The sequence below is a fragment of the Picosynechococcus sp. NKBG042902 genome (assembly GCF_963864045.1).
GTDB lineage: Bacteria > Cyanobacteriota > Cyanobacteriia > Cyanobacteriales > MRBY01 > MRBY01.
Map to the genome: position 1 here is coordinate 1 of NZ_CAWLTV010000076.1, position 26458 is coordinate 26458.

The 26458-nt window shown below is 46.7% G+C and carries 23 protein-coding genes and 1 pseudogene; 20 read left to right on the top strand and 4 right to left on the bottom strand.

Going from position 1 to position 26458, the window contains the following annotated elements:
- Nucleotides 1–2135, bottom strand: a 2135-nt coding sequence (locus AACR41_RS13960; protein ID WP_161768727.1) for a hybrid sensor histidine kinase/response regulator, incomplete at its 3' end; no start/stop codon positions are given.
- Between the two features lie 420 nt (nt 2136–2555).
- On the opposite strand from AACR41_RS13960, the gene hypE reads away from it, so the two are divergent.
- The 14 genes and pseudogenes from hypE to hypD all read left to right on the top strand — a co-directional run bounded on the left by hypE (nt 2556) and on the right by hypD (nt 15729).
- Nucleotides 2556–3602, top strand: coding sequence for a hydrogenase expression/formation protein HypE (gene hypE / locus AACR41_RS13965; protein ID WP_030006014.1), 1047 nt, complete (start codon nt 2556–2558; stop codon nt 3600–3602).
- Nucleotides 3603–3895: 293 nt separating this feature from the next.
- Nucleotides 3896–4387 carry a bidirectional hydrogenase complex protein HoxE gene (hoxE, locus tag AACR41_RS13970; protein WP_030006015.1) on the top strand — a complete coding sequence of 164 codons (492 nt, stop codon included), beginning with the start codon at nt 3896–3898 and terminating at the stop codon, nt 4385–4387.
- A gap of 56 nt (nt 4388–4443) precedes the next feature.
- Nucleotides 4444–6042: a NuoF family protein gene (locus AACR41_RS13975; RefSeq protein WP_030006016.1), complete on the top strand. Its 1599-nt coding sequence runs from the start codon at nt 4444–4446 to the stop codon at nt 6040–6042.
- Between the two features lie 135 nt (nt 6043–6177).
- Nucleotides 6178–6894, top strand: a complete 717-nt coding sequence (hoxU, locus tag AACR41_RS13980; RefSeq protein ID WP_030006017.1) for a bidirectional hydrogenase complex protein HoxU — start codon at nt 6178–6180, stop codon at nt 6892–6894.
- Nucleotides 6894–7460: an oxidoreductase gene (locus AACR41_RS13985; RefSeq protein WP_030006018.1), complete on the top strand. Its 567-nt coding sequence runs from the start codon at nt 6894–6896 to the stop codon at nt 7458–7460. The genes hoxU and AACR41_RS13985 overlap by 1 nt, the downstream gene beginning before the upstream one ends.
- A 23-nt stretch (nt 7461–7483) precedes the next feature.
- Nucleotides 7484–8110 carry a CP12 domain-containing protein gene (locus AACR41_RS13990; protein ID WP_030006019.1) on the top strand — a complete coding sequence of 209 codons (627 nt, stop codon included), beginning with the start codon at nt 7484–7486 and terminating at the stop codon, nt 8108–8110.
- Nucleotides 8111–8218: 108 nt separating this feature from the next.
- A pseudogene (locus AACR41_RS13995) lies at nt 8219–9642 on the top strand (Ni/Fe hydrogenase subunit alpha).
- Nucleotides 9642–10073 carry a hydrogenase maturation protease gene (locus AACR41_RS14000; protein ID WP_030006020.1) on the top strand — a complete coding sequence of 144 codons (432 nt, stop codon included), beginning with the start codon at nt 9642–9644 and terminating at the stop codon, nt 10071–10073. The pseudogene AACR41_RS13995 and the gene AACR41_RS14000 overlap by 1 nt, the downstream one beginning before the upstream one ends.
- A gap of 88 nt (nt 10074–10161) precedes the next feature.
- Nucleotides 10162–10800: a Uma2 family endonuclease gene (locus AACR41_RS14005; RefSeq protein WP_030006021.1), complete on the top strand. Its 639-nt coding sequence runs from the start codon at nt 10162–10164 to the stop codon at nt 10798–10800.
- Nucleotides 10801–10805: 5 nt separating this feature from the next.
- A complete protein-coding gene (gene hypA, locus AACR41_RS14010) occupies nt 10806–11147 on the top strand; it encodes a hydrogenase maturation nickel metallochaperone HypA (protein WP_030006022.1) in 342 nt (113 codons plus the stop codon).
- 42 nt (nt 11148–11189) lie between these two features.
- The gene (gene hypB / locus AACR41_RS14015; RefSeq protein ID WP_228657465.1) at nt 11190–11966 is read left to right on the top strand and encodes a hydrogenase nickel incorporation protein HypB; all 777 of its coding nucleotides are present in this window, start codon (nt 11190–11192) and stop codon (nt 11964–11966) included.
- A gap of 7 nt (nt 11967–11973) precedes the next feature.
- On the top strand, nt 11974–14268 hold the full coding sequence (gene hypF / locus AACR41_RS14020; protein ID WP_030006024.1) for a carbamoyltransferase HypF: 2295 nt from the start codon (nt 11974–11976) through the stop codon (nt 14266–14268).
- A gap of 131 nt (nt 14269–14399) precedes the next feature.
- Nucleotides 14400–14660 (top strand): HypC/HybG/HupF family hydrogenase formation chaperone, encoded by a 261-nt coding sequence (locus tag AACR41_RS14025; protein WP_045441432.1) that lies wholly within the window; start codon nt 14400–14402, stop codon nt 14658–14660.
- Nucleotides 14644–15729, top strand: a complete 1086-nt coding sequence (hypD, locus tag AACR41_RS14030; RefSeq protein ID WP_030006026.1) for a hydrogenase formation protein HypD — start codon at nt 14644–14646, stop codon at nt 15727–15729. The genes AACR41_RS14025 and hypD overlap by 17 nt, the downstream gene beginning before the upstream one ends.
- A 36-nt stretch (nt 15730–15765) precedes the next feature.
- On the opposite strand, the gene AACR41_RS14035 is transcribed toward hypD, so the two are convergent.
- Nucleotides 15766–16158: a hypothetical protein gene (locus tag AACR41_RS14035; RefSeq protein ID WP_012305844.1), complete on the bottom strand. Its 393-nt coding sequence runs from the start codon at nt 16156–16158 to the stop codon at nt 15766–15768.
- Between the two features lie 15 nt (nt 16159–16173).
- Entirely contained in the window at nt 16174–16521 is a 348-nt protein-coding gene (locus tag AACR41_RS14040) for a YtxH domain-containing protein (protein ID WP_012305845.1), read from the bottom strand.
- 66 nt (nt 16522–16587) lie between these two features.
- Between AACR41_RS14040 and dtd the strand changes: the two genes are divergently transcribed.
- The 5 genes from dtd (at nt 16588) to AACR41_RS14065 (ending at nt 24438) form a co-directional block, all read left to right on the top strand.
- Nucleotides 16588–17031, top strand: a complete 444-nt coding sequence (gene dtd, locus AACR41_RS14045) for a D-aminoacyl-tRNA deacylase (RefSeq protein ID WP_030006027.1) — start codon at nt 16588–16590, stop codon at nt 17029–17031.
- A gap of 302 nt (nt 17032–17333) precedes the next feature.
- On the top strand, nt 17334–18302 hold the full coding sequence (locus tag AACR41_RS14050; protein ID WP_012305847.1) for a protochlorophyllide reductase: 969 nt from the start codon (nt 17334–17336) through the stop codon (nt 18300–18302).
- A 236-nt stretch (nt 18303–18538) separates the two neighbouring features.
- A complete protein-coding gene (cax, locus tag AACR41_RS14055; protein WP_030006028.1) occupies nt 18539–19642 on the top strand; it encodes a calcium/proton exchanger in 1104 nt (367 codons plus the stop codon).
- A gap of 213 nt (nt 19643–19855) precedes the next feature.
- The gene (gene ctpC, locus AACR41_RS14060) at nt 19856–21178 is read left to right on the top strand and encodes a carboxyl-terminal processing protease CtpC (RefSeq protein WP_030006029.1); all 1323 of its coding nucleotides are present in this window, start codon (nt 19856–19858) and stop codon (nt 21176–21178) included.
- 209 nt (nt 21179–21387) lie between these two features.
- The gene (locus AACR41_RS14065) at nt 21388–24438 is read left to right on the top strand and encodes a plasmid replication protein, CyRepA1 family (RefSeq protein ID WP_030006030.1); all 3051 of its coding nucleotides are present in this window, start codon (nt 21388–21390) and stop codon (nt 24436–24438) included.
- Nucleotides 24439–24515: 77 nt separating this feature from the next.
- On the opposite strand, the gene msrA is transcribed toward AACR41_RS14065, so the two are convergent.
- Nucleotides 24516–25175, bottom strand: a complete 660-nt coding sequence (gene msrA / locus AACR41_RS14070) for a peptide-methionine (S)-S-oxide reductase MsrA (RefSeq protein ID WP_030006031.1) — start codon at nt 25173–25175, stop codon at nt 24516–24518.
- 154 nt (nt 25176–25329) lie between these two features.
- Here msrA and AACR41_RS14075 point away from each other — a divergent pair, with 154 nt between their 5' ends.
- On the top strand, nt 25330–26379 hold the full coding sequence (locus tag AACR41_RS14075) for an SDR family oxidoreductase (protein ID WP_152550963.1): 1050 nt from the start codon (nt 25330–25332) through the stop codon (nt 26377–26379).
- Nucleotides 26380–26458 lie beyond the last annotated feature (79 nt).

Sequence of the window (26458 nt, forward strand, 5' to 3'; positions counted from 1 at the left end):
AAATAATCATTCATGCCAACCTCTAAACATTCCCTAATCTCCTCATCCATTGAACTTGCCGAAAGCGCGACAATAGGCAAATCATCGAATTTTGAATCCATTCGAATTTTAGCCGTTGCAACAATTCCATCCATGACGGGCATATTTTTATCCATCAATACCAAATCATACTGATTTTCTTGAAGTGTATTGATCGCCTGTTTGCCGTTTTCCGCAATTGTTACTTGGCAGCCAAACTTTTCTAAAATTATTTTTAAAACCTTTTGATTGACAATATTATCTTCTACTAATAGAATTCTTGCATTTTCGAAAATTTCACTTTTTTCTTTGTTAATTGATTTTGCTGTGAGTTCGTCTTCGTCTAACGTAATGTTGAGTTGACCGAGGGGAAGTGTAAACCAAAATGATGTTCCTTTACCAAGCTCGCTCTTAACGCCAATTTCTCCGCCCATCAATTCGACTAATTCTTTAGTAATAGATAGACCCAATCCAGTCCCTCCATAGTTCCTCTCGACAGAACTATCTACCTGTATAAAAGGCTGAAAAATATTAGAAAGCTTATCTTCTGGAATGCCAATTCCTTTGTCTTTGATGGTAAACCTAAGCAAAATCAGAGACGGAATATTAGCATTGGCTCTTTTTTCAAGATCCATAACTCGATGGGATAATTTAAGATCCTTTATTAGAGGATCTCTTTTTTCTTCTTCAATAGTAATTAAAATAAGACCCGATGATGTGAATTTAATCGCGTTAGATAATAAATTTGTGATAACCTGACGAAGTCTAAAACTGTCTCCAATAAAGGCTTTGGGTAATTGAGGATTGATTCTATAAATAATTTCGATATCCTTGTCTAAAATATTCGGCTCGATAGAATGAATGACTTCTCCAAGCAATTGTCGCAAAGAAAAGTCATGAAATTCAATGCTGATTTGTCCAGCTTGAATCTTAGAAAGATTCAAGATTTCGTTCACTAAATTCAGTAAATATTGACCACTTGTTTGGATAGTCTGCAAAAATTCTTGATGCTTTTTCTTTCCATTCTCTAGCTTGATTTCTTCCAGCATTAGATCTGATAGACCAAGGATGCCAGTTAGTGGTGTACGAAGTTCATGGGACATAGCTGCGAGAAATTTACTCTTTTGCTGATTAGATTTTCTTTCAATTTCACGCTCTTGTTGACTTTTTTCTCTTTGTAAAATCAGCCTTTGAATTAAAAACAGTACTCCCATCAAAATTGCCCAAGTAAAAATACCAAGGGCAACAAGAATTATATTTGTCGTTCGTATTGGTGCGAAGGCTTCTTTATAGGGAATGAGGTAGATTAGTTTGTCACGTTTAGTAGTGACTCCCACCCTCAGATTGGGATTTTGGTAGTAGATCAGGTATAATTGACCATAGATTCGTACTCGATCTAAAATGCCCGTAGAGCTATCTTGAATGATTTCCCAGGCCCCATTATTTACTGTTTTGGCAAAAGTCAAATTAGCTTGATTCCGTTCAAAACCATACTCCAAGGACTTATTGGGGTGGTGTAAAAAATACCCATCACCATTAACCATCATAAATTCTGCTTGATATTTATTTTCAATTAAGCTTTGATCACTCCGCCTTAGAATTGGATCCAACAGAATATTAGTGATTACATATCCTGTTTTTTGGCTGCCATTGTAAACAGGAGTGATTAACCTTGCAACTGATTTATAGGGGATTTCGAGTTGTGCATTGTCACCTTCACGATTTAACTCAATAGATGATACATAGACTTGATTTTTTTCTAGGTATTGACTGTTTTGAAAATATTGCCGTTCGTTAATGTTTTTAAGTGGCAATGTTCCTTGTCCCAGTAAACTATTCCAACGAATTACTTCTTGACCATTGAGATTTACATAGCGTATATGATCAATATAATGAGAATTATCTACAATCTCTTGAGGTAAAAAAATTATCTCCGAGTCATTTTGTTGACTGCTTTCCCATATTTGCTTTGCTGAAAAATAGTCAGCTAATAACAAAGTTTTATCTCTAGCATCTTGAAAAGTAAAGTTAATGTTTTCTACTGATAGCTTGGCTTCTAGTACAACTTCATTTTGGAGCTGTTTACGAAAACGCCGGCTTGCTAACTGAGTGCTCATGAAAGTCATAATCCCGATTGGGCTACTCAGAAGGCAGACTATAACAAAGCGTTTCAATACTAACTGAGTTATCTTTTTATTGAAATGAGATAGCATAAATACTCAGCCTGAAATAACACGTTAATCTTTATTCCCATAGAGTAGATGGAAGTATTAGCATTTTTTGAACGTGGCTCATAACATCCTAGGGAGCATACATATACTTCTATCTATAAGGATTTAAGTATAAAATTATCTTATCGTATAATGATGAGCTTTGGAAAAGATTGCTTTAAGTCATACTACAGGTAAAGACGTTCTAGGTTTAATCCTACATTTTGTACCTGTTTCAGTATTACCTTCAAGCTTTGACTTTTGTCTCTGTCCTACCCTTTTCAGATCTTCCTTAAGTTTAAAAACAATAAATGGCATTTCGACCCGATGAACTTAACTTGCCCAATTCCGTTGCAAAATATCCCCTATGTACTGTTGGCCCATGGCGGCGGTGGCAAACTGATGCAAGACCTCATCGACAAAATGTTTGCCACGGCCTTTGGTGAGCCTTGCACAAGCCATGATGCGGCGGCCTTACCAGTATCGGCGGAGAAACTCGCGTTTACGACGGATTCCTATGTGGTGCAGCCCCTTTTTTTTCCGGGGGGAGATATTGGCAAATTAGCGATTTACGGCACGGTGAATGATCTGGCGATGGCGGGAGCGCGGCCCCTATACTTTAGTGTGGGCTTTATTTTAGAAGAAGGCTTGCCCTTAGAAACCCTCTGGCGGGTGGTGGTCTCGATGCAGCAGGCGGCCCAGGTCGTCGGCGTACAGATCGTCACGGGAGATACGAAGGTGGTGGAGCGGGGTAAGGGGGATGGTCTGTTTATCAACACATCAGGCATTGGCATTATTGAATCTAGGCTTAATATTCAACCAAAGGCGATCGCCCCTGGGGATGCGATTTTAGTCAGCGGAGATCTCGGTCGCCATGGCATCGCGATTATGGCCCAGCGGGAAGGGTTAGCCTTTGAAAGTCCCATTGAAAGTGACTGTGCTCCCTTGGTGGAGCCAGTACAGGATTTGTTAAAAGCAAGGATTGAGATTCATTGTTTACGGGATATCACGCGGGGCGGGCTAGGGGCAGTATTGAATGAGTTGGCGATCGCCGCTGGATATCAGTTTAAAGTCCATGGCAATCAAATTCCTGTAATCGAAGCAGTGCGCGGGGCCTGTGAAATTTTTGGCTTTGACCCGGTACATATTGCCAACGAGGGCCGCTTTGTGGCGATTTTGCCAGCAGCAGGGGCGGCAGAAGGCCTAGCGATTTTACAGCACCACAACCCCAACGCCCGTCAAATTGGTCTCGTGACAACCCAAAACTGTGGGGAACAACATTTGGCGATCGCCCCCGTGGTTGTAGAAAATGATCTGGGGGTAACACGCATTTTAGAACGTCTGAGTGGTGAACAATTACCGCGAATTTGTTAAGTATTTTTTGTACATTGATTAAAATTATGAGCTGCCAATTTTTTTCGGAATTAAACAACAAAATAATTGTTTTATAGCGCGATCAAATTTATATTAATTCGCAAAAAGCTGGTGCTGATTTTTATACAATCAAGGTTCGTTTGTAAGACTTAACATTTTAGGGAAAAAGCTTAAATTTTTCTGTAGAATTCTGAGGTTTCAAGGCGTTTAATTGATCCTTAGGATTAATCCTTTTTAAGATGAAAGCAAAGGCGATCGCCGCCTGATTTTTACTGTCATTTGAGACGATTACCATGGCCATTTCCCATGCGGTTCCTGCGGATAAACGTTTTCGGGTGCTGGAAGTCGCCATGAAACGGAATCAATATCGCCAAGATACCCTGATCGAGATTCTGCACAAGGCCCAGGAAGTCTTTGGTTACCTCGAAGATGAGGTGCTTGAATACGTGGCGCGGGGGTTAAAACTGCCCCTCAGTCGAGTGTATGGGGTGGCGACATTTTATCATTTATTTTCTTTAAAGCCGAAAGGAAAACATACTTGCGTCGTCTGTTTGGGGACGGCGTGCTATGTGAAAGGCTCCCAAGAACTCCTCAATAAAATTGATGAAACTCTCCACATCAAACCGGGGGAAACAACCCCTGATGATCAAATTTCTTTGGTTACGGCGCGCTGTATTGGAGCCTGTGGGATTGCGCCAGCGGTGGTTTATGACGATGAGGTGTGCGGCAAACAGAACGCCGATCAGGTGATGGCAAGGCTAAAGCAGTTGTCTGAGGGAAGTTGACGGGGATCAGGGATCAGGTTTCGGTGTTGTATTTGTAGTCAGGATTTGCGGGAAAGATGACGGATTTAGCGGAATTGTTTGAAATTGCCGAGGCGGAACAAAACAGCCACACGAAAATTCAGATTCGCTGTTGTACGGCGGCGGGTTGTATGTCCTCTGGGAGTTTGGCGGTAAAAGAAGAGATTGAAAAACGGATTAAAGAGAAAAATTTGGGCGATCGCCTGGAGGTGGTTCCCGTCGGTTGCATGAAACTCTGTGGCTTTGCGCCGTTGGTGGATGTGAGCGATGAGACTTGTTTTCAGCAGATGATGCCAGAAGTTGCCCCAGAGATCGTCGATGTAGCATTGGGGGAAACGCCCTCGAATAAGCTGGAAATTTGCGATCGCCAAGCGCCATTTTTTACGTTACAAAAACCCGTGGTGCTAGAAAATAGCGGCAAGATTGACCCCGAAAAAATCGAAGCCTACATTGCAAGGGGAGGTTATCGGCAGCTTTACCAAGCCCTCGAAGAAATGACCCCCATGGAAGTGGTGGAGGAAATTACCCAGAGTGGTCTCCGGGGTCGGGGGGGCGGCGGCTATCCCACGGGCTTGAAATGGGCGACCGTCGCGAAAATGCCCGGAGATCAAAAATACATCGTCTGTAATGCGGATGAGGGGGATCCTGGGGCATTCATGGATCGGGCTGTCCTCGAAAGTGATCCCCACCGTGTCCTCGAAGGGATGGCGATCGCCGCCTATGCCGTCGGGGCAAACCACGGATATATCTACATCCGCGCTGAGTATCCCCTGGCGATCGCCCGTTTAGAAAAAGCCATCAAACAAGCCAAACGCCTAGGACTACTCGGCAGCCAAATCTTTAACTCCCCCTTTAATTTCACCATCGACATTCGCATCGGCGCAGGCGCTTTTGTCTGTGGCGAAGAAACCGCCCTCATTGCCTCCATCGAAGGCGGACGGGGAACCCCCAGACCCAGACCCCCCTACCCCGCCCAGTCCGGACTCTGGGGCAAACCCACCCTGATTAACAACGTCGAAACCTACGCCAACATCGTCCCGATCATCCGCGAAGGGGCAGCCTGGTTTAGCAGCATCGGCACCAAAAACAGCAAAGGCACAAAAGTATTCGCCCTCACCGGAAAAGTCGTCAACAACGGCTTAATCGAAGTGCCCATGGGAACCCCCGTCCGGCAAATCGTCGAAGCAATGGGGGGCGGCATCCCCAACGGCGGCACAGTGAAATCCGTCCAAACCGGGGGACCCTCCGGCGGCTGTATCCCCGCGGACTACCTCGATACCCCCATCGAATACGACTCCCTCCTCAAACTGGGAACCATGATGGGTTCCGGCGGCATGATCGTCATGGACGAAGCCACCAGCATGGTCGATGTGGCGAAATTCTACATGGAGTTTTGCCAGTGCGAATCCTGCGGTAAATGTGTCCCCTGTCGGGCGGGTACGGTGCAAATGTCGGGACTCCTCACCAAAATCCTGAAGGGGAATGCCGCCCCAGAGGATGTCGCCCTGCTCGAAGAACTCTGCCACATGGTCAAGGAAGCCAGTCTCTGTGGTCTAGGTCAGAGCGCCCCGAACCCCATTATTAGCACCCTGCGCTATTTTCGCGATGAATATGAATCTTTGGTTAGCTCCCCATAACTATCCATTTACGCTCTTATTACCCTCTTAAGTCCCCTTCATTACCTTAATTAAGGGAGATTTAGGGGGATCAAACCTCCCCAACTCAAGCTTTTTCCTTTCTAAGTCCTGTTGCGATGCATTTCCAATAAATCTATGGCAGTTAATACCCTCAAGATAAATGACCAACTCATCAGCGCCCGTGCTGGTGAAACGATTCTCGAAGCCGCCCGGGATGCGGGAATTCACATTCCGACCCTCTGCCATCTGGAGGGGGTGTCCGATGTGGGGGCTTGCCGTCTGTGTCTGGTGGAAATCGAAGGCACGAATCGGCTTTTGCCTGCCTGTGTCACGGAGGCAGCGGAAGGGATGGTGGTTCGTACCCACACGGACAAGCTGGATAATTATCGCCGGATGACGGTGGAGCTTCTTTTCGCGGAAGGGAACCATGTCTGTGCGGTGTGTGTTGCCAATGGTAACTGCGAGCTACAGGATATGGCGGTGGAGGTGGGGATGGATCATTCTCGCTTTGACTACCAGTTTCCAAAGCGGGAGGTGGATATTTCCCATAATCAGTTTGGGATTGACCACAACCGTTGCATCCTCTGTACGCGCTGTGTGCGGGTCTGTGATGAGATCGAGGGGGCTCATGTGTGGGATGTGGCGAACCGGGGGGGCGAGGCGAAGATTACGTCTGGTCTGAATCAGCCCTGGGGTGAGGTGGATGCCTGTACAAGTTGTGGCAAGTGTGTTGATGCTTGTCCGACGGGGGCAATTTTCCGCAAGGGGGCAACGGTCGGCAGCAAGGTCGGCGATCGCCAAAAACTAGAATTTTTAATTACCGCACGCACAAAAGGGGAGTGGACAAGATAATGGCGCAAGACACCCAACAAAAAATTCGATTTGCAACAATTTGGTTGGCGGGTTGTTCCGGTTGCCACATGTCATTTTTAGACCTCGATGAATTTTTAATTGAGTTGACAAAATATGTGGATGTGGTCTTTAGTCCCGTCGGTTCCGATGTCAAAGATTACCCTGAAAATGTCGATGTTTGTCTCATTGAAGGGGCTGTTGCTAACCAAGAAAATTTGGAATTATTAGAAAAAGTTCGCCAAAATACAAAGCTATTAATTGCCTTTGGGGACTGTGCCGTAACGACCAATGTCACGGGCATTCGTAACCAAAAAGGTGATGCCCAAACCATTTTAGAACGGGGCTATAAAGAACTCACCGAAGAACACCAATTACCCCAACAAATTACCGGAGGAATTTTGCCGCCCTTATTACCCAGAGTTTTGCCCATCCATGAAATCGTTGATATCGATTTATTCCTCCCCGGTTGCCCCCCCGATGCCGACCGAATCAAAGCGGCGATCGCCCCCTTATTAGAAGGAAAATTGCCGGAGATGGTCGGGCGAGAAATGATTAAATTCGGCTAGATTTTATGTCCCAAACATTTGCCATGCTGACTGCCGCCGATATCATGAATCCCAATGTGGTGACCATCAAAGGTTTAGCGACCATTGCCAGTGCCACCCAATGTATGCGAGTGAATAAAACCCGTGTATTAATAGTTGATCGTCGCCATGTTCACGATGCCTACGGCATTTTGACCGCCACCGATATCGTCAGTAAAGTGATCGCCTATGGTCGTGATCCAAGGGCAATACGGGTCTATGAAATTATGACCAAACCTTGCATTTTCGTGAGTCCCGATCTGGCGGTTGAATATGTTGCCCGCCTATTTAGTCAATGGAATTTGCACAGTGCCCCCGTCATGACTGACAAACTTTTAGGGATAATTACCGTTGAAGATTTAATTAGCAAAAGTGATTTTTTAGAACGTCCCAAAGAACTGTTATTTGCCGCAGAAATGCAAGCCGCCATTCAACAAGCAAAATTAATCTGTCAAGAAAAAGGACATGATTCGAGTGACTGTATTCAAGCATGGGCAATGGTGGAAGAACTACAAGCTGAAACCGCCTACCAACAATCCCAAAAAGTAGATAAAACCGCCCTTGAAGAATATTTAGAAAAAAATCCAGAAGCCATCGATCATTTAATGGTTGATAATTGGTGTAGTGGTTAACAACCATAATTCATTAAAATGAAATAATAAAATAAAAACTATTTTAATCAAATCTTTTTAATCAACACATTTTTGGCGTTCGCTTGAAAAATCATCTAGGAGTAAAAAATGTCTAAAACAATCATTATTGATCCCGTGACTCGCATCGAAGGACATGCCAAAATTTCCATTTATCTAGATGATCAAGGAGAAGTGCATGAAGCCCGTTTTCATGTAGGGGAATTTCGGGGGTTTGAGAAATTTTGTGAGGGTCGTCCCTTTTGGGAAATGCCCGCCTTAACGTCCCGAATTTGCGGCATTTGTCCCGTCAGTCACCTAATTGCTTCGTCTAAAACAGGGGATCAATTATTAGCTGTAAAAATTCCTGCAGCGGCAGAAAAATTACGGCGAATGATTAATCTTGCCCAGATTACCCAATCCCATGCCCTCAGTTTTTTCCACCTCAGTAGTCCTGATTTGATTTTCGGTTGGGATGGCGATCCAAAAACGAGAAATGTATTTGGTTTAATTGCCGCTGATCCTGATTTAGCGCGGGGTGGGATTCGTCTAAGAAAATTTGGACAGGACATTATTAAAATCCTTGGGAGCCAAAAAGTTCACCCCGCCTGGTCAATCCCTGGTGGCGTGCGATCGCCGTTAACAAAAGAAGGACAAACTTACATTAAAGAGGGTTTATCGGAAGCAAAAAATACCGTTAAAAATGCCCTGAGTTTATTTAAAAAATTCTTGATTCCCATCAGGAAGAAGTGGCAGTTTTCGGCAATTTTCCGAGTCTTTATCTCGGCTTAGTGGGCGAGTCCGGTGCATGGGAACATTATGGCGGCATTTTGCGAATGATCGATAGCCACGGCAATATTGTGGGCGATCGCCTTGATCCGAACAATTACCGTGAATTTCTTGGGGAAAAATTACAGGAAGATTCCTACTTAAAATCCCCCTATTACAAACTTTTTGGCGAAACGGGTGTTTACCGCGTCGGGCCTTTAGCACGGTTAAATATTTGCGAACATTTTGGCACAGAAGCCGCTGATCAAGAACTGATTGAATATCGACAACGGCACGGCAAAATTGTGCAGGCTTCCTTTGTTTATCACCATGCCAGACTGATTGAAATATTAGGTTCCCTCGAAAGAATTGAGCGGATGATTGATGATCCCGATTTATTTTCTAATCGTTTACAAGCAGAGGCGGGGGTGAATCAAACCGAAGCTGTTGGCGTGAGTGAAGCACCACGGGGAACCCTTTTTCACCATTATCAAGTGGATGAAAATGGACTGCTCAAAAAGATAAATTTAGTGATTGCGACAGGACAAAATAACTTTGCCATTAACCGCACTGTCACCCAAATTGCCAAACATTATATTCACGGTGAAACTGTTGCAGAAGGCATTTTAAATCGGGTGGAAGCTGGGGTGAGAAATTACGATCCTTGCTTGAGTTGTTCGACCCATGCTGCCGGACAAATGCCGATGATTTTACAATTAATTTCCCCTGATGGTTCCATTGTCAAAGAAATTCGTCGTGATAGTTGATGACACAAACTTTAATGATTGGTTACGGCAATACATTACGCTCTGATGATGGGGCAGGACAAAAGGTTTCGGAAGCTTTTTTTGATCAGGAAAATATAAAGGCGATCGCCACCCATCAACTCACCCCTGAATTAGTGGAAGATTTAGTACAAGTGGAGCAGGTTTATTTTATCGATGCGGCTCCCGTTGAAACCGTAATGATTAAACCTATTCAACGGGGAGATAATGAACACAATTTTGGACATTTTATTGACCCCAAAAGCCTTTTGAATTTAGCCCAAGAAATTTATCATTATGTGCCCGATGCTTACTTAGTTTTAATCCCTGCCCAAGATTTCAAACTGGGGGAAAACTATTCTGATATAACCCAAAAAGCAATCGAAACAGCGATTCATCTTTTGCAAGAACGACTCACACCATGCATGAAGTAGCCATTATGACAGAAACTGTGGTGATCGCCTTTTTTCCGTGATTCAATTTTTTAATGTCATAATAGATTAAAAGCTCAAACCAAACGTTATGTTATTAGAACTCAAACGTGTTCAAGTTCCCCCTGGTCAGCATATTATCTTACGGGATATTACTTGGCAGGAATTCGAGCAAATTTTGACAGACTTAGGCGAACATCGTGCGGCTCGGATCGCATATAAAGATCAATTTTTAGAGATTATGACTCCATTAGCCGAACATGAAGATAATAAAGAAATTGTTAGTGATTTAATCAAAGTATTACTGGAAGAACTCAACATAGAATTTCGTTGCTTAGGCTCTACCACATTTAGAAAAGAAACATCCCAAGGACTAGAACCCGATCAATGTTTTTACATTAAGAATGAAGCAAAAATACGGGGCAAAAGTCGCATTGATTTAAGCATTGATCCTCCACCTGATCTTGCCCTTGAAATTGACATTACATCTCGCACCTATCCTGATATTTATGCAGCATTAGGCGTTCCTGAACTGTGGCGATTTGAGCGAAATACTTTACAAATTAATGTTTTAATTGATGGTCATTATCAAAGCATTAGTGATAGTCAAATTTTTGCGGGTTGGAATCTAATTCAAGTCATACCTCAATTTTTGGCAGATAGTAAAGTTGAAGGACGCACCACTATTCTACGAAAATTCCGTCGATGGGTGCAACAGCAGAGGTCATAATTGTTATGCATGAAGTCGCAATCATGACAGAGACCGTGGCGATCGCCTGTGCCTCAGCCGAGCAAAAAAACGCTGCAAAAATTGTAGGTTTGACAATGCGGATTGGGGTAATGAGTGGGGTGGTGCCAGAAGCCCTGAGTTTTGCCTTTGAGGCGGTGGCAGGCGGAACCCTTGCCGAACAGGCTAAACTGATCATTGAAACGGTTCCTGTGACCTGTTACTGTGCCCAATGCGATCGCCCCTTTATACCCCCTAATTTATTTTATGAATGTCCGTTATGCAATAGTTTAAGTCAACATATTTTAAGTGGTAAAGAAGTCGAATTAAAATCCTTAGAGGTGATTTAAATTATGTGTGGAAATTGCGGTTGTAACGCTGTTGAAAAACCTGTGAAAATTCATACCCACGCCCATGATCATTCCCACGGGCATCATGACCATCATCACCCCCATGATCATGAACATCACCATAATCATGATGGGAACCATAGCCATGCCATTAATATTAATCAATCTATTTTTGCAAAAAATGATCGTCTAGCTGAGCGTAATCGCGGCTATTTTTTAGCGAAAAATTTATTTGTTATTAATGTCGTTTCAAGTCCCGGATCAGGGAAAACGGCATTATTAGAACGCACCATTGAGCAGTTAAAAAATAAACTGAATTCAGCCGTCATCGTGGGCGATTTAGAAACGGATAACGATGCCCAACGGCTGCGAAAAAATAATATTCCGATTGCCCAAATTACTACAGGAACACTTTGTCACCTTGATGCGGCAATGGTCTTAAATGCCGCCCGAAAACTTGCCCTTGATGGTGTTCATTTATTAATCATTGAAAATGTAGGCAATTTAGTTTGTCCCGCTGCCTATGACCTTGGTGAACATAAAAGGATTGTCTTACTGTCTACGACAGAAGGGGAGGATAAACCATTAAAATACCCGACAATGTTTAAGTCTGCTGATGTTGTCATTATTAATAAAATTGATATTGCTGAAGTGGTGGGTTTTGACCGTAATTTGGCATTAGAAAATATCAAAAAAATGTGTCCCCAAGCAGAAGTTTTTGAACTATCGGCGCGCACAGGGGAGGGCATGGATAACTGGTCAAACTATCTTCAAAGCCAGTATCAAATGATTGTTGGGCAACCTGTATTAATTCCTTGAATTTCTTGTGAAACGACGGTTAAGGTTAGAGATTCAAGGTACAGTACAGGGGGTTGGTTTTCGTCCCTTTGTTTATCAATTAGCCACAACACTCAATTTATTCGGTTGGGTGAATAACTCGGCTGCGGGGGTCACTATTGAAGTAGAAGGTGGGCGATCGCTTTTAAATTTATTTCTCGAAAAACTGCAAACAGAGTTGCCCCCCCATGCCAAAATTGATGCTTTAAAATATCAATATTTGGAGCCTATTGGGTTTAAAAAGTTTGAAATTCATGCCAGTCAAACTGGAGAAAAAATTGCCGTTGTTTTACCCGATTTAGCCACCTGTTCTGAATGCATTGCAGAAATTTTTAATCCTCAAAATCGCCGTTATCAATATCCTTTTACGAACTGCACCCATTGCGGCCCCCGCTACAGCATTATTGAAACCCTGCCCTACGATCGCTCCCTAACGTCAATGGCAGATTTTCCGATGTGTGCCGACTGTCAACGGGAATACGAAGACCCCGGCGATCGCCGTTTCCATGCCCAACCCAATGCCTGCCCAATTTGTGGCCCTAAACTTGAATTTTTGAGTCATTGCCAAGGGCAAGAAAATACAAATCAATCACCTTTAGAGGCAGCAATTCAATATATTCGTGATGGAAAAATTGTTGCCCTAAAAGGCTTAGGCGGATTTCAGTTATTAGTTGATGCCAGAAATAAAAAAGCAGTGCAACAATTGCGTGGACGGAAACAACGTCCTGATAAACCCTTTGCGGTGATGTATCCTGATTTGCCGTCCATTAAAAATGATTGTTTTCTGTCACAATTAGAAGAAGCATTTTTGACTTCCCAAGCCAGTCCGATTGTTTTATTACAGAAGAAAAAAGAATTTAATCTTGCTGAAAATGTTGCGCCGCACAATCCGAATTTAGGAGTAATGTTGCCCTATACTCCGCTACACCATTTGTTATTAAAAGGCCTGAATTTTCCAGTCATTGCAACCAGTGGTAACCGCAGCGATGAACCCATTTGCATTGAGGAAACTGAAGCGCTAGAGAGGCTCAAAAATATTGCCGATGGTTTTTTAATTCATAATCGCCGAATTTTGCGTCCGGTGGATGATTCAGTGGTGCGGGTGATGAACAATACGCCTATAATTTTGCGGCGATCGCGGGGCTATGCGCCAGAGCCACTCACCTTAAAACGAATGCTCTCGAAAAATGTTTTGGCAACGGGGGCACATCTAAAAAATACGGTGGCGATCGCCCAAAAAAATCATATTTTTCTAAGTCAGCATATTGGTGATCTATCCAATCAATTAACACTACAATCGATGGAAAAAACATTGCAGAAATTAAGTCAAATTTATGACTTTCAACCTGATATTATTGCCTGTGATTTACATCCTGATTACCTCTCTACACAATACGCTAAAAATCTCGCGCAGAAACTGAATATTTCTTTGATTTCAGTGCAGCACCACCATGCCCATATATATGCTTGTATGGCGGAACATCAGCTTGAATCGCCGCTGTTAGGGGTGGCTTGGGATGGGACGGGATATGGCGAAGATGGCACAATTTGGGGCGGTGAGTTTTTCTGGGTGACAAAACAGAGTTGTGAAAGAATTGCCCACTTTAAACCGTTTCCGTTACCGGGTGGGGATCGAGCGAGTCGAGAACCCCGTCGCAGTGCTTTAGGTTTGTTGTCTCAACTCTATGATTTACAGGTATTGAAAAAGTTAAATTTACCCACAATTCAGGCTTTTTCTGGAACAGAATTGGAATTGCTTTTATCAATGTTTGAAAAAGACATTAATACGCCATTCACTTCTAGTGTTGGACGCTTATTTGATGGGGTTGCCTCTCTGCTTGATTTCAGGCAAAGGGAAAGTTTTGAAGGACAGGCAGCGATGGCTTTAGAATTTTCAATTGATAGTTTGCAAATACCAGATTTTTATCAGTTTCAATATACAAAAAATGATTCAATCTTAGAGATTGATAGTCGTGGTATACTTCAGGGAATTATTCAGGATTTGCAAAATAACTTGCCTAAAAATTTTATTGCGACAAAATTCCATAACACCTTGGTAGAAATTATTTTTGCTATTTATCTGCATGCCCTTAAGCTTGGTTTTAATTCTCGAAAAAATATTGTCTTAGCGGGTGGCTGTTTTCAGAATAAATATTTATTAGAGCAAACGATCCAAAAATTAGAGTCTAGCGGGGCAAATGTCTATTATCCACAGAGATTTCCGCCCAATGATGGGGCGATCGCCTTGGGGCAGATTATGGTGGTTGCTGGACAAGCGATCTGATTTTTACTGTTGGAAAATCATCCAGAAGAGCCTCAACAAAAAGCTTAATAAAAAACTTAAAACTAATAACATCAAGGCGAAAAATTCGTTAGGATAAACAGTAGCCAATCCAATCAAAATATTGCGAAAATATGTGCCTTGCTGTGCCGGGAAAAATTTTAGAAATTACAGGGGATGACCCCCTTTTTAAAATGGGTCGCGTTAGTTTTAGCGGTGTGGTGCGGGAGGTGAGCCTCGCCTATGTGCCGGAAGCCCAAGTAGGGGATTATGCAGTGGTTCACGCGGGGTTTGCCCTGAGTGTTTTGGATGAAGTGGCGGCAACAGAAACCCTTGCCACTTTGGCGGAAATGGAGTCCTTTGCAGGGGGGATAGTGAATGAAATTTGTAGATGAATTTCGCGATCCCGCAGCGGTTCAGAAATATGTGCAGGCGATCGCCGCCCTTGTGACCCGTCCATGGACAATCATGGAGATCTGCGGCGGACAAACCCACAGCATCGTTAAATACGGCATCGATCAACTGCTGCCCCCAGAAATCACCTTGATTCATGGCCCCGGTTGTCCGGTCTGTGTCACCCCTGCTGAACTTATTGATCAGGCGATCGCCCTGGCTCAGTTGCCCGATGTGGTGTTGTGTTCCTTTGGTGATATGTTGCGCGTGCCGGGGACGAGTCTCGATTTACTCTCGGTGAAGGCGCAGGGAGCAGCCGTAAAAATGGTGTATTCCCCCCTCGATGCCCTGAAACTGGCGCAGGAAAATCCCGATAAACAGGTGATTTTTTTTGCGGTGGGCTTTGAAACGACCGCACCAACCACGGCAATGGCAGTCTACCAAGCCGACAAATTAGGACTAACCAATTTTTCCCTCTTGGTCGCCCATGTGTTGGTGCCGCCGGCGATGAAAGCGATTTTGTCCGCCCCGAATCGAACCATTCAGGGTTTTTTGCTCGCGGGTCACGTCTGCACGGTGATGGGCTATCAACCATACGAGGCGATCGCCGAAAATTACCAAATCCCCCTGATCGTGACGGGGTTTGAACCCTTGGATATTGTGCAGGGGATTTATCTCTGCGTGAAACAATTAGAAGAAGGGCGATCGCATATCGAAAATCAATACCGTCGCGTCGTCCAAGCCGCAGGGAATGCCACGGCCCAGCAATTAGTGACCGAAATTTTTGAAATTGTGCCCCGTACTTGGCGCGGGATTGGTGAAATTCCCCAGAGTGGTCTCGGTTTGCGCGAAAAATATGCCGCCTTTGATGCCTCTCGCAAATTTAAGCTAGATTTGAGGCATTTCCAGCCCCAAGCACCTTCTTCTTGTATCAGTGGCGAAATTCTGCAAGGTCGGAAAAAACCCAAGCAATGTCCCGCCTTTGGCACAACCTGTACCCCAGAACGTCCCCTTGGTGCGCCGATGGTCTCCTCCGAGGGAGCCTGTGCTGCCTATTACCGTTACGGCTAAATTTCCCTTGGCGATGACATCAGAAAATAAGAAAAATTAACGACGTCGCCTGGATTTTTTGCGAGGCGATCGCCAAAACGTTTGCCAAGCCGTCTGGAATCCCGTCCAAGTGCTACGTCCCCCCCGTTGCACCTGTTGAATTTGTCGTTGGGTGTGCTTCAGTCCTTTTTCTGTCTGCTGGAGAATCCCCCTGGCACTTTTAAAACTGGCTTCGAGTTCATCGGTTAATTCGGTAATATCTCCCCCCGTACGCCGGAGAGCATCGAGGGTGCGCGGCAGTTCTCGGTTGAGGGTATCGAGGAGCTTTTCTGCGCTACGGGCCGCCCGTCCCAGTTCCAAAAAGGCCGGGAAAGCAGCGGCGAGGACAGCGGTAAGGCTGAGGGCAACAAGCAAAAAAGATAGGAGTAGCCAAAAAAGGGGATCTTGCACTGTAAATGAAACGGTTTAATTTTGGGACGGGTCAATCTCTTGGACAGGAAGGAGTTCCTCTTCTTCGGCATCGAGGCGTTGGGCTTCCGTTTGGCTCGCTTCAATCCCAGCGGCGATCGCCTCCTGTAACCGCTGCAGGGTATCTTCCCAATTGCGACGGGCCGTTTCCGAGAGTTGATCGGCGTGGAGTTGTAGACTATCAGAAAGATCCTCCGCCAGTTCTGGCAGCGCTTCGAGGGATTTTTTGAGAATTTTTCGGGTATCTTTACCAGAGCGCGGTGCGAATAATAAACCGGCGATCGCCCCCACAGCGCCCCCAATGAGCACACCGCCCACAAAGGCCCCACCATTTCGCTCAGCCATACTAAAGTTCTCCCATTACACAAATCGCCTCCATTGTAGTATTCAACCCGGCTTCTACTAAAATCGATGAAAATTGTTCTCCAACGGGTGCAACGTTCCCAGGTCAGCGTCAATCAGCACATTGTCGGCCAAATTAACCAAGGCTTAACGCTCCTCGTCGGCATTTCCCCCACCGACACCGACGCCGAATTACAGTGGCGCCTTGAACTACGCCTCTTTCGGGATCCTGAGGGCAATCCCTGGCAAGCCTCGATCCAAGATATCCAAGGGGAAATCCTTGTGGTTAGTCAATTTACCCTCTATGGCGACTGTCGCAAAGGACGGCGGCCATCCTTTAGTGGCTCTGCTAAACCAGATCAAGCTGAACAAATTTACGAAAAATTTGTGGCTTTCTTGCGCCAAAGTGGGCTGAAGATCGAAACCGGACAATTTGGTGCCATGATGCAGGTGGAAATCAGCAACGATGGCCCCGTGACCCTCCTCCTAGAGCGCGAAGCTAAACCCGCCTGAACTGGCCCTAAATTTCAGTAAAGTTTTCCCCCAGGTTTTTACGAGAAATATGGCTTTGTAAAGCAGTGGGCAATATTGAGATACAAATATTAAAAGTCGGGCGATCGCCATTTCAGTCCTCCCAATCAAAAGGCGATCGCCCCATGGCATAAGCCTTTGCCCAATTCAGCCTTCCCGTACTGCTTGCCCAATTCCCAGGACAAATTCCCCCCGACGAATTCCCCTGAAATTAAGGGAAAAGAACGATAGTAAGATTTTCAACAAGCAGTTAACGTGATGAATTTCCGCCAAAGCATAGAATCATGACAGATCAACAAAAAACAGCGATCATTACTGGTGCCTCGTCCGGGGTCGGACTCTATGGGGCCAAAGCCCTCGCCGATAAAGGCTGGCATGTGGTCATGGCCTGCCGCAACCTCGAAAAAACCGAGCGAGTCGCCAAAGAAGTTGGTATCCCCGAAGCCAGTCGGACGATCATGCACCTTGATCTCGCTGATTTCGATAGCGTCCGTAAATTCGTCGCCGATTTTCGGGCAACGGGTAAAACCCTAAACTCCCTAGTTTGTAATGCGGCGGTTTATCTGCCCCTCGCCAAGGAACCCCAACGCAACAAAGACGGTTATGAACTTTGCGTTGCCACCAACCATTTGGGTCATTTCCTGCTCTGCAATTTGATGTTGGAAGACCTCAAAAATTCCCCCGCTGCAGACAAACGCCTTGTGATTCTCGGCACTGTCACCGCGAACCCGAAAGAAGTAGGCGGTAAAATTCCCATTCCTGCGCCCCCCGACCTTGGCGATCTCCAGGGAATGGCCGCTGGCTTTAAGCCCCCTGTTGCCATGATCGACGGCAAAATCTTTAAACCCGGTAAAGCTTACAAAGACAGCAAACTCTGCAATATTCTCACCATGCGGGAACTCCACAACCGCTATCACAAAGACACCGGGATTATCTTCAATTCCTTCTATCCGGGTTGCGTTGCCGAAACGGGCCTCTTTAGAAACCACTATGGTCTATTTCGGAAGATCTTCCCTTGGTTCCAAAAAAATATCACCGGGGGTTATGTCACTGAAGAAGTGGCCGGAGAACGTCTCGCTAAAGTTGTTGCGGATTCTGGCTTTGATGTATCGGGTGTTTACTGGAGTTGGGGAAACCGCCAACAGCAAGGACGGGAAGCCTTTATGCAAGAAGTTTCTGATGAAGCTCTCGATGACAACAAAGCAGATGTCCTTTGGGATCTCAGCGCCAAGTTAGTTGGGATGCCGGCCTAATTTCTATCCTGATTCCTATTCCTTAAGAGAGTAATTTGATTACTAACGTCTCCCATCAAGGGAGATTTTTTTTCCTCACGAAATATTCTCCATTGCCTGTATTTTTAGGGTTTAAAGTCGCGTATTAGGGCAAGTATCAAGGGTCGAAGCGATCGCCTTGGGGAATCTCTGCCGAAAGGGGCGCGGATTCTTGGTTTCGCGTCTATATTGGACACTAGCGCAACCCTTACGTCTCTATGCTAAACAAAAACAATCTTTTCCTGGCCCTGCTCGTTTTTATCCCAATTTCCTTGGCTGGCCACTTCCTTGAATGGAGTCCCGTGACTGTATTTTGTACAGCGGCGATCGCCATTGTGCCCCTAGCCGCTTTCATGGGAGAAGCCACCGAAGAAATTGCCGTTGTCGTCGGCCCCAACCTTGGCGGTCTATTGAATGCCACCTTTGGTAATGCCACCGAATTAATTTTGGCTTTTATCGCCCTCAAGTCCGGCCTAGTCGATGTCGTCAAGGCCACGATCACCGGATCAATCATTAGTAACCTGCTGCTGGTGATGGGTTTTGCGATGCTCCTGGGTGGCCTCAAGTTCAAAGAACAAGACTTTCAGCCCACCGCTGCCCGCCTCAATGCCTCGTCTATGAACTTGGCGGTAATTGCGATCCTAATTCCTACCGCCGTAGAGTACACCTCCGCTGGTATCGGCCAAGCCACTCTCCAAAACCTTTCCGTTGCTGTAGCCGTTGTGCTCATTTTGGTCTATGGCCTCACTTTATTGTTCTCGATGAAAACCCACTCCTATTTATATGATGTGGGGGTCGCAGAAATCGAAGAAGAAGGGGAAACAGAAGAAGAAGCTAAGGCAAAAGTTAACCTTTGGCTCTGGGTTGGGGTTCTACTGGTTGTTACCCTCGCCGTTGCCATTGAGTCGGAACTCCTAGTCGGTTCCCTCGAAGCAGCCACCGAAAGCCTTGGCCTCAGTCCTCTCTTTACAGGGGTGATCCTCCTGCCCATCATCGGTAATGCCGCAGAACATGCCACCGCTGTTACCGTTGCCCTCAAAAATAAAATGGATCTGTCTGTGTCCGTTGCCGTTGGCTCTAGTTTACAAATTGCCCTCTTCGTCGCCCCGGTCTTAGTGATTGCTGGTTGGATCATTGGTCAACCGATGGATCTTGACTTTAATCCCTTTGAGCTGGTGGCCGTGGCCGTGGCTGTACTGATTGCCAACTCCATTAGTTCTGACGGCAACTCCAACTGGTTAGAAGGAAGCTTGCTGCTAGCGACCTATACAGTGCTTGGGTTGGCCTTTTTCTTCCATCCTGCCGTGCCTGGATTGGCCTAGGCCGAGATATTCAACACAATCAAGCTGCTAATTTTTTTGGGCGAACCTTGGTTCGTCTTTATTTTTTTAATTGTCATAGATAATGCTGATCTAACCGGGAAATCTTCATTGCTCTTCCCGATTTTAAGTTTGCTGCATTAGCATAGGTATAGTGGCTGTCGTGCAAGTTATTGATGGGGGCAGTCCCAATTTACTAATTATCTGAAGCCTTTCATGTCAAACTCTAAACCCTTTGTACTCGGTGCAACAGCTCTAGTGTTAACCACTGTGGCGGTTACAGGGGCAGGGCTGCACTACTCTAAAAGTCAAGCCTACCTCAAAGACAGCCCAAAGGAAATTGTGGACGAGGTTTGGTATGTCATCAACAAAGAATACGTTGATGCGACCTTTAACCAAAATGACTGGCGTCAGGTGCGGCAAGAGTTTCTCAGCAAAGACTATGCCAACACAGACGAAGCCTACGATGCAATTCGGGAAATGTTAGATCTCCTGGGAGATCCTTACACCCGGTTTATGCCCCCCCAAGATTTTGAAAATTTACAGGTTGATACGTCCGGTGAGTTGACCGGGGTCGGCATTCAGATCGCCAAGGATAAAGATACAGAAGAGGTGGTCGTGATTGCGCCCATTGAAGAGACGCCAGCCTTTGAAGCGGGCATTATGGCCCAAGATGTGATCGTTGCTGTGGATGAGCAGCCCACCGAAGGGATGGAACTCAACGATGTGGTGAATTTGATCCGGGGTCAACGGGGTACGGAGGTCACCCTCACTATTCGCCGAGATGAGCGAGTATTAGAATTTCCCATTGTCCGGGAAGTGATTCAAATTCATCCGGTAAAGGCACGGATTAATGAGAGTCCCATTGGGGATGTGGGCTATATTCGCTTGACACAATTTAGTGCCCAGGCAACGGCAGAGATGCGCGAGGCGATCACCGATCTAGAATCCCAAAATGTCGATGGCTATGTTTTAGATCTGCGTTCCAATCCTGGGGGACTGCTCTACGCCAGCATTGACATCGCCCAAATGTGGCTTGATGGTGGTGGGATTGTTTCGACGGTAAACCGTGTCGGGGAAGTGGATCGCCAGGAAGCCGGTAACCGCGCCCTAACAGATAAACCCCTGATCGTTTTAGTGGATGGAGGGTCTGCCAGTGCCAGCGAAATCCTTTCCGGCGCGCTCCAGGACAATCAACGGGCGGTACTTGTAGGGACGCAAACCTTCGGTAAGGGCCTAGTCCAGTCTGTCCGTCGCCTGGGAGATGATTCTGGGGTTGCCGTGACGGTCGCCAAATATTTGACCCCCTCTGGTCGGGATATCAATAAAGAAGGCATTGCGCCGGACTTTACCGTGGAACTTGATGAAGCTGACCAAGAAACATTGCAAGAAGATCGCACAAAAATTGGTACAATGGCTGACCCGCAATATGCCAAGGCGATCCAACTGCTCGATGAACAGCTCCGCACTGGGACAATTGTGATCCCCGAAAAACAGGCCAGCACTGAGCGACCGAGCCGCCCCGCCCAGGATAGCTAAACTCCCCAGTCCTCGGTGTCAGCGATCGCCCTTTAAAAGGCCGTTACAAATCTTGTTGCGGTGGCGATCGCCCCCCGGATCCCAGGCCCAACTTCCCTGGATTTACGGCCTTAAGATTTGCTTAAGATTTTTTTAAAAATAAAGTTGCGCACCAGATATGGAGTGGAGTATGCTTAGTTACCCTACATCTAGCGTCTGAGGTGCAACCCATGGATCATGTTCAAGAATGGCAGCAAAGCTGTGTTGATCCTGAACTCATCCAACTGAATGTTATTTCCCTAGAGGGCGATCGCCCTTTGGACTATTTGCTCTATTCAGAGGCGTTGCCCCGACGAAATGATGGTCGTTTGGGGGACAGTTACCTCCAGCGCTATCAACACACCGAGGCCGGGGGCTGGTGGTGTTCTGGCGTCGATATTTTGACGGGAAAGGCTGACCTTTGGGGCTGTTTCAAACCGGAACAACCCCGTGTCAATCCAGAAAAAGGCAAACCCATCAAGTACGAACACCCTCCAAAAACGAGTACGGGCCTGTTTGCGTTACGCCTACCGCCCCATGTGTGGGAACGGGTTGCCCGCCGCCATCAACTAGAATTTAGCCAAGACGATTGGGACGATACCCAGCCCGATGGGGGCTTTTGGCAATGGCTAAAGGAACATCCCCAAATTCCCCTGATTATTACTGAAGGGGCAAAAAAAGCAGGCTCCCTCCTCAGTGCCGGCTACGGGGCGATCGCCTTACCGGGTATTTATGGCGCGATCCGGACACCCAAGGATGAATTTGGCCACCGCATCGGCCAATCTCGACTGATTCCCCAACTGAAAAAACTGATTCACGGGCAGCGCACCATTTACATTGCCTTTGACCAGGACGAAAAACCAACCACCATCCGGGCCGTGCGCAGTGCCATCCGAAAAACAGGTTATCTACTCAAACAAGCCGGTTGCCCCGTCAAGGTGATCACCTGGGATCGTCGTGCCGGGAAAGGGGTGGATGATCTCATTGCGAACCAAGGCCAGGCCGCCTTTGAAGCCGCCTTTCAAAACGCCCCCAGCCTCGATCTCTGGAAAGCCCAAGACCTTGAACAACTCACCTATCCCCGTCACCAAACCCTCCACCAGCGGTATCTCCCGGAGCAGTTGACAATTCCCCCAGCAGCCAAGTTAATTGCGCTCAAATCTCCCAAAGGAACTGGTAAAACCCGTTGGCTAGAATCAGTTGTTGCGGGGGCGATCGCCCGCCAACAGCCCGTCCTTGTGATTGGGCACCGCATTCGTCTCGTCGAAGAACTCTGTCAGCGGTTTGGCCTCGACTACATCCGTGATTTACCCAAGGGCAAAGATCGATCCAAGGAACCCAACCTAAAAATTAATGGCTATGGCCTCTGCATTGATTCTCTGCATGGCAAATCCCAGGCCCGTTTCAATCCCCATCACTGGGGCGATGCCCTGATTATTTTTGACGAAGTAGAACAAGTGCTATGGCACGGGTTAAATTCCAGCACCTGTCGCGATAACCGGGTCAATATTCTCCAGAGCCTCAAGCACCTGCTGCAAAATGTTTTTGTCGGCGAAGGTCAAATTTACATCAGTGATGCCGACTTGAGCGATGTCTCCATTGACTATCTCCTGACCTTGGGAGGCCAAAAGCTCCAGCCCTATCTCATTGAAAATACTTGGCAAGCGGATACCACCACCCACTACACCCTCAATCACTATCCCGATGGCACACCGAAACGGCTAGTCAAGGACTTGGTGCAACATATCCAAGGGGGCGGGCGGCCTTTTATCTGTCTATCTGCCCAAAAACTCAAGAGCCAATGGAGCACCTCGACCCTCGAAATTTACCTCAAAAATCAGTTTCCTGACCGCAAAATTCTCCGCCTTGATGCGGAATCCCTGGCGGATCCTGAACATCCTGCCTACGGTGCCATGGGCCAAATTAACCAAACCCTCGCCCAGTATGATGTGGTTTTAGCGAGTCCAGCTGTGGAAACGGGGATTAGTCTCGATTTGCAGGGACATTTCACCTCGGTGTGGGCGATCGCCCAGGGGGTACAAACGGTTAATTCCATCTGCCAGGCCCTGAGTCGAGTGCGTGAAAATATTCCGCGTCATCTCTGGGTGGCCAAATATGGCTTTAACACCGTCGGCAATGGGGCCACTTCCATTCCGGCACTACTCACCTCCAGTCAAAGGCTCACCCAAACGAATATCCGTCTGCTGCAACAGTCTGACTTTATCGCCCTTGATGATTTAGACACTGCTTTTCAGGCCGAATCCCTCTTATGTTGGGCCAAATTTGCCGTGCGGATTAATGCGGGCATGGTGAACTACCGCGAGGCCGTGCTTGCTCATCTTCAGCGGGAAGGACATCAATTGTCAGCGGTGCCAAAACACCGTAAAACAACAGCCACTCAAAGCCAACCCGATAATCAATTGGCCACGGCGATTAATTCCATTCGCGATACCAATTACCAAGCAGAATGTTTGGCGATCGCCCAGGCAACCCCCTTGAGTACCAAAGACTACCAACGCCTGAAAAAGAAACTCCTGAAAAGCCCCTCTGAACGACAACAACTCCGCAAATATGAACTCCAGAAACGCTACAATCTCCCCGTCACCGCTTCCCTAGTGGCCAAAGATGACGACCACTGGTACCAAAAGCTGCGGCGTCACTATTTCCTGACCCTGGGTCGCCCTTACCTGGCGGATCGAGATGCCCTCATCGCCACTCACCTGATGCAACAGGGCGGCGGGCAAATTTTCCAGCCTGATTTTAACCACTCCCAAATGGGGGCAATCATCGGCACCATGGAAATTTTAGGGATCACCACCCTCCTCGCCCAGGCAAATCGACCGCTCCACAACCTCGATCCAGAGATGCAACGACTCGCGGCGATCGCCTTAGAAAATCGAGATGCCATCAAGACCACCGTTGGCATCGGCCTCGCGAAAAATTCTACCCCGATCATGATTCTGCGCCGCTTCCTCGAACTACTCGGCCTCGAACTGAAATACCTCAAGATCACCACCATCCAGAAAAAACGCACCCGTATTTACCAAATCAGTCAGCCCCAGGATCAACGCCAAACGGTCTTCCAACATTGGCTACAAACCGACCAAAATTGCCCAGGCACCTCAGCTTTCTGGCAAGAAGACTGCCAAAAATACCTGGCTAAACTTCAGGAAACTCGGCACCAAACGGAATCAAACTATGTCCAACTGACGTTTGAGTTACCGACCCCAGAGGCGTCCTAATCTGCGGTGAAAAATAAAAAAAAGGGGCTATTTTACCCAAGCCCCTGATGTTCAAAAATTATGCAATCCGAGGGTCACTAGGATTTAGCTTCGAGACCCAAGGGACAGCCGACCCCTGTACCACCGAGGCCACAGTAGCCCCCTGGATTTTTTGCGAGATACTGCTGATGGTATTCTTCCGCGTAATAAAATTCCGGTGCCTCCAAAATTTCCGTTGTGATCGCGCCATAACCCTTGGTCTTTAAAGCATCTTGGTAGGCCTCTTGGGATGCCTGGGCCAATTCTTTTTGGGCCTCGGAGTAGGTGTAAATACCAGAACGGTACTGGGTGCCTACATCGTTACCTTGGCGCATGCCTTGGGTGGGATTATGGCTTTCCCAAAAAACCTTGAGGAGAGTCTCGTAGGACACTTGCTTAGGATCATAGGCAACAAGAACCACCTCATTGTGGCCCGTCATCCCAGAGCAGACTTCCTGATAGGTCGGATTGGGGGTGTGGCCAGCCGCATAGCCTACCGCTGTACTAAAAACGCCGGGGGTTTGCCAAAATTTGCGCTCTGCCCCCCAAAAACAGCCCAGACCAAACATCGCAAGTTCGATCCCTGCGGGGAAGGGGGGAGCAATGGGATTGCCATTGACGAAATGCTGATCGGGGATAGGCATTGTTTGGGTACGACCGGGTAAAGCCTCCTGGGGCGTAGGCATCTGGGTCTTTTTACCGAGCAAACCAAAAAACATAGGACTTAATTTTTAACCATGGTGACTGCCTTGATTGTAGACAAAAAGATCTGGCGGATGGGGCGGCCTTTTTCTCTGCATGGGGGGAGGGGGCGATCGCTTTCTGATAAAATTCTATAGAATCTTAAAAAAACGTTACTTAACCGGAATTTAAATGAATTTACTGGTGGTCGGTGCTACTGGCACATTAGGCAGGCAAGTCGCGCGACGGGCATTGGATGAAGGACATCAAGTCCGTTGTCTCGTCCGGAATCCCCGTAAAGCTTCCTTTCTCAAGGAGTGGGGCGCAGAATTAATCGGCGGAAATTTATGCCAGCCCGAGTCTTTGCTCCCAGCCCTAGAAGGGGTTGATGCTGTCATTGATGCTGCCACGGCCCGGGCAACAGATTCTATTGGTGTTAAGGAAGTTGACTGGGAAGGACAAGTAAACCTGATCCAAGCCGCCAAGGAAGCTGGGGTCGAGCGATTTATTTTCTTTTCAATTCTTAATGCAGAGCAGCACCGTGATGTGCCTTTGATGGATGCAAAATATTGCGTCGAGGAATATCTCAAGGAAGCGGGCATGAATTATACAATCCTGCGCTTGAGTGGGTTTATGCAGGGGTTGATTGCCCAATATGCGATTCCCATTCTCGAAAATCAAGCGGTTTGGATCACTGGGGAGAGTTCGCCGATCGCCTATATGAACACCCAGGATATTGCGAAGTTTGCGGTGCAGGCGGTGAAAATTCCGGCCACGGAAAAACAAACATTTCCAGTGGTGGGCACCCGGGCTTGGAAAGGGGAAGAAATTATCGCCATTTGTGAGCGTTATTCTGGCCAAACTGCCAGTATCGCTCGACTATCCCTGGGTTTTCTGCGGTTAATGCGCCGGGTCAGCCGCTTTTTCCAATGGGGGCAAAATGCGTCGGATCGCTTGGCTTTTGCAGAAGTGATGGCCACAGGTAAGCCTTTGGACGCGCCGATGGAAGATGTTTACAAAACCTTTGGGCTTGATCCCGCCGAAACAACGACCCTCGAAAGTTATTTACAGGAATACTTCAGCCGCATTATGCAAAAGCTGAAGGAAATTGACTACGAGAAAAATAAGGGCAAAAAGAAAACGGGAAGAAAAAGCCGAATATTCGGACACCGTTTTAGGGACGTTTTACTACAGTTGTGTTCCCCTGGAGTGAGGCCTGGGGGGATGCTGCTGAAGAATTAAAAACTTGACGTTTCATTGGTGGCGATCGCCAACCGTATAGGTATTAAGGGAAACGGTTTGAGTGATACCCTATTGTTTA